Annotated in this window: 4 protein-coding genes; 1 reads left to right on the top strand and 3 read right to left on the bottom strand. The window is 38.7% G+C overall.

Annotation, left to right across the window (positions count from 1 at the left end):
- Positions 1-1,362 (top strand): NAD(+) synthase (locus AC3AX0_RS08235; protein ID WP_487549818.1); only part of this gene is annotated, 1,362 nt, incomplete at its 5' end.
- Between the two features lie 68 nt (positions 1,363-1,430).
- Here the strand turns inward: AC3AX0_RS08235 and ilvN are convergent.
- The 3 genes from ilvN to AC3AX0_RS08220 form a co-directional block, all read right to left on the bottom strand.
- Positions 1,431-1,913 (bottom strand): acetolactate synthase small subunit, encoded by a 483-nt coding sequence (gene ilvN, locus AC3AX0_RS08230; protein ID WP_487549817.1) that lies wholly within the window; start codon positions 1,911-1,913, stop codon positions 1,431-1,433.
- Positions 1,913-3,568 carry a biosynthetic-type acetolactate synthase large subunit gene (gene ilvB, locus AC3AX0_RS08225; protein WP_487549816.1) on the bottom strand — a complete coding sequence of 552 codons (1,656 nt, stop codon included), beginning with the start codon at positions 3,566-3,568 and terminating at the stop codon, positions 1,913-1,915. The genes ilvN and ilvB overlap by 1 nt, the downstream gene beginning before the upstream one ends.
- Before the next feature lie 112 nt (positions 3,569-3,680).
- On the bottom strand, positions 3,681-4,270 hold a 590-nt coding region (locus AC3AX0_RS08220), incomplete at its 5' end, for an ATP-binding cassette domain-containing protein (protein WP_487549815.1).

Raw genomic sequence — 4,270 nt, 5'->3', positions numbered from 1 at the left:
TTGAACCTTTCGGCATCAAATGATCTTGTAGGAAAGAGTGAATACAGAAAAAGTCTTGTAATCAACCAGTCGGCCAGATGTCTTGCTGGATATGTATATGTTTCAGCAGGGTATGGCGAATCTTCAACGGATCTTGTTTTCGGTGGACACAGTCTAATAGCTGAAAATGGAAGGCTCCTTGAGGAATCGGAAAAGTATGAAATGAAAAGCAGTAGAATAGTCAGTGAAATAGATTTGGATATATTGAATCATGACAGAAGGAATTCAAGCTCCTTCAGTGATACGAAAAAGCAGAAATTTAGAAAAGTTAAATTTTATACAGAGTCGAAATCCTGTGAAATATCAAGAAAATACAATCCCCACCCTTTTGTTCCCGGAAGGGAAGAGGAAAGGAATAAAAGATGCGAGGAAATATTCAGTATACAAACTAGTGGTCTTGCAAAAAGGATTGAGCATATAGGTTCTTCGAGTATGGTAATTGGAATATCAGGAGGTCTTGACTCCACATTGGCTTTGCTTGTATGTGTGAAGACCTGCGAAAAACTTGGACTTGACAGAAGTATGATAAAAGCAGTTACAATGCCTGGATTTGGAACTACTAATAGAACTTACAACAACGCTGTAGGGCTCATAAAGTCTCTTGGAGCAACTTTTTTAGAGATACCAATAGCAGAGGCCTGCATCAAGCATTTCAGTGATATAGGACATGATATGGAGGTTCATGACATAACCTATGAAAATACACAGGCAAGGGAAAGGACACAGATTCTCATGGACTTGTCAAACAAGCATAGGGGAATAGTGGTTGGAACGGGGGATTTATCTGAGCTTGCAATGGGATGGGCAACCTACAATGGTGACCATATGTCCATGTATGGAGTAAACGCCAGCATTCCAAAGACACTTGTGAAGTATGTAGTAAAATGGGTGGCCGATCATGAAGTTGAAGGGGAGACCAGCGAAATACTTTTTGATGTTCTTGACACACCTGTAAGCCCTGAGCTTCTTCCTCCCGATGAGAAGGGTGAAATATCACAAAAGACTGAGGATCTTATAGGTCCTTATGAGCTTCACGACTTCTTCCTTTACAACACTATAAGGTATGGATTTGGACCGAAGAAAATAATGAAAATAACAGAACTGGCTTTTGACGGGAAATACTCAAAGGAAGAAATATACAAGTGGTTAAGACAGTTCTATTGGAGATTTGTTACTCAACAGTTCAAAAGGTCATGCATTCCCGATGGTCCGAAAGTTGGATCCATATGTCTGTCACCTAGAGGTGACTGGAGGATGCCAAGTGATACTTCTTTTGGAATGTGGATGAGAGAGATGGATAAAATAAAAGAAGAAGGAAGTTAGTATTAAAAAGCTGGAAACCCGGTGCAATGAATGCACTGGATTTCCAGCTTTATTTTGGCTTAGGGAAATCATCCTCTTTCTATGGCAGTAAGACCAGTTCTAACAAGTTCTATTATTCCAAAAGGACGAATGAGTTCTATGAAGGCATTGTTCTTATCTTCGTCCCCGGTCATTTCTATTGTTATTGTCTTGTTGCTAATATCTACAGTCTTGCCCTTGAAGACATCAGCCATTTGTATGATGTCCGTTCTAGTTTTTTGAGTACAGTTTATCTTCAGGAAGAGAAGTTCTCTGAGGACAGATCTTTTCAAAGTCAAATCGTTGATTTTGATGACATTGATAAGTTTGTTAAGCTGTTTTGTAATCTGTTCAAGAATCTCTTCGTCACCTGTAACTGTTACGGTTATTCTAGATATGTTGGTGTCTGTAGTTTCAGCAACATTCAGAGTATCTATATTGTATCCTCTTCTGCTGAAAAGTCCAGCAACCTTGCTAAGGGTTCCAGGGTAGTTCTCAACAGTGATTGAAAGTACATGCTTTTCGTGGTTCATTACTTCCACCTCCAGTGTGCTAAAGTAGGGAAATCATGATGAACCTTGCATTCTATGAAGCAAGGTTCCTTGATTGAATACGCTTTGTCTAGAACCTTTTCTATGTCGCTATCCTTTTCTATTGTATATCCTTTAATGCCGTATGCTTCAGCCAGTTTCATAAAGTCGGGATTGAAGTTAACGTCTATGCCGCAGTACTTGTTGTATCCATAGGCATTGAGCTGCAGTTCCCTAACCATTCCAAGCCTGTTGTTGGTTATTACGACAACTTTTATGTCAAGATTGTGCTCTTTTACAAGAGCAAACTCGCCCATTAGCATCTGGAATCCACCTTCACCCATGACAGCTGTTACAGTAGTGTCATCACCTGCCATGAATCTGGCTCCTATTGCAGCAGGTAGGGCATAACCCATGGTTCCCAATCCGCCTGAAGTAAAATATTTTCTGTCTCCATTGGCACAATAGTAATGTGCAGCCCATATCTGGTTCTGCCCAACATCGGCTGTAAGTATTGACTTTCCATTAATGTGGTCTGAAATGGATTTTATGAATTTTAGAGGATTTGCACCTTCTAGTTCCCATTCTTTTCCCAGGTTGTCATCCCAGTATGATTTTCTTGAATATTTGAGGCTGTCTTTCCATTTTTTGATGGTTGCCGTATATTCATATGATGTAAGTTTTTCAAGTATATTTTTCGCATCTCCAACTATTGGAGTATGTGTTTTTTTGTTTTTTCCTATTTCGGCAGGATCTATGTCGATATGAATGATATGCTGGCCTTCGTTATTATCCGAGATTACAGCAGTCGACCTGTCAGTAAATCTGGCACCTACTACTATTATCAAATCGGCTTTGTTCATTGCCTGATTGATGAAGGGATATCCGTGGGATCCCAATAAACCGGCAAAGTGCTTTGATTCGTTGGGGAAACTGTCAACTCCCATAAGTGTACATACAACTGGTATTTTTGTTTTTTCTACAAATTTCTCAAGCTCATCTCTGCACCCGGAAGAACTGATTCCGCCACCTACAATTACTAGAGGACGCTCAGATTTGTTAATTTTCTCCACAGCTTTTTTAATCTGTTTCATGTTTCCTTCATATGTTGGCTTGTATCCTCTTATTTCAACATTTTCTGGATATTCGAAATCTATTATTTCATTTTGTATATCCTTTGGTATATCAATAAGCACAGGACCTTTTCTACCTGTATTAGCTATGTAAAATGCTTCCTTCATTATCCTCGGTATGTCGTTTTTTGAATTCACAAGGTAATTGTGCTTTGTAAAAGGCTCTGTTGCACCTACTACATCTGCTTCCTGAAACATGTCTGTTCCTATTTTAGCGGATACTACTTGTCCTGTAATAGCTATCAATGGTATTGAATCCATGTAAGCAGTCGCAATTCCAGTTATGAGGTTTGTTGCACCAGGACCTGAAGTAGCGAGACATACTCCGACAGAGTTGTTGACTCTTCCATAACCGCTTGCCATGTGGGCAGAAGACTGTTCATTTCTGACCAGGATATGCTCCACCTTGGAATTTCTAATGGCTTCGTAAAGTGGGAGGACGGCTCCACCTGGATATCCGAATATTTTTTTGATGTTTTCTTGTTCCAGACAAGCTAGTACTGCTTCAGCAACTGTCATTTTCATTTAATTCACCCCTTAGGTATAGTATTAGTTTGAAATTATAACAAATTATTGTATTAAAATCAATACAAATAAGAAAATTGCACTAAAATCAGTACAATTTTTTTGGTTTTCATCAGTTTTTTGAAATTATGTTCAGTAATTCTCTTTTTAAGACTGCTAGATTGTCGTCGTTAAAATTTCTTTTCATAACATCGTCATCGATTTTCTTTTCGTAGACTATTCTTGCAGGACTTTCATCAAGTATGTATATCTTGTTTGCCAGGTATACAGCTTCGTCGATATCATGGGTTATATATATAACGGTTTTTGATGATTTTGACCAGATTGATCTGAATGAATTCATAACCGACATTTTGAGCTTTATGTCCAATCCACTGAAAGGCTCATCCATGAAGAGGATCTGGGAAGGATATGAGAAGGCTCTTGCTATTGACAACCTTTGCATCATTCCACCGCTGAGCTCCTCTGGATACATGTTTATTGAAGAGTCCAGATCCACAAGGCTCAGATTGTCCATTATAACATTGTTTCTTTCTTGGAATTCTGAAAAAACACCTTTCAATACAAAATCAATATTGTCATAGACGTTTAGCCAGGGAAGAAGTCTTGGCTCTTGGAAAATATATGAAAATTCTTTGTTGTTCATACCTTGAATTTCTCCGGAATCATAGGTATCAAGTCCTGTAAGAAGTTTCACAAGCG

This window comes from Dethiosulfatibacter sp. (assembly GCF_983023055.1).
Note: the sequence above shows the minus strand (reverse complement) of the source record. Positions and strands in the feature narration are given on the sequence as shown.